Genomic DNA, 324 nt, shown 5'->3' with positions numbered 1-324 from the left:
AATCGACCTTCTGGTCGGCGCTGGGCGTGCCCACCGCGACCACGCGGGTGATGTCGGTGGTGCCGCCCAGGTACTGGCCGCCGGAATCGATCAGCAGCAGGCCGTCGCCTTCGATGGTGGCGTGCGATTCGGCCGTGGCGCGATAGTGCGGCATGGCGCCGTTGGCGTTGAAGCCGGCGATGGTGGCGAAGCTGGGGCAGACGTAGTCCGGCCGGCGCGCGCGAGCGGCGGTGATCTGTTCGTCGATGGTCAGCTCGGTGATGCGCTCGTTGCCCAGCGCGCCCTCGAACCAGGCGAAGAATTCGCACAGCGCCGCCCCGTCCT

General features: G+C 69.4%; 1 protein-coding gene. It reads right to left on the bottom strand.

The annotated features are described in order from the left end of the window. The coding region (locus tag RCF13_RS19335; RefSeq protein ID WP_308141462.1) for a M24 family metallopeptidase at positions 1-324 on the bottom strand (324 nt) is incomplete at both ends.

The organism is Stenotrophomonas maltophilia group sp. RNC7 (genome assembly GCF_030910085.1).
Lineage (GTDB): Bacteria > Pseudomonadota > Gammaproteobacteria > Xanthomonadales > Xanthomonadaceae > Stenotrophomonas > Stenotrophomonas sepilia.
Note: the sequence above shows the minus strand (reverse complement) of the source record. Positions and strands in the feature narration are given on the sequence as shown.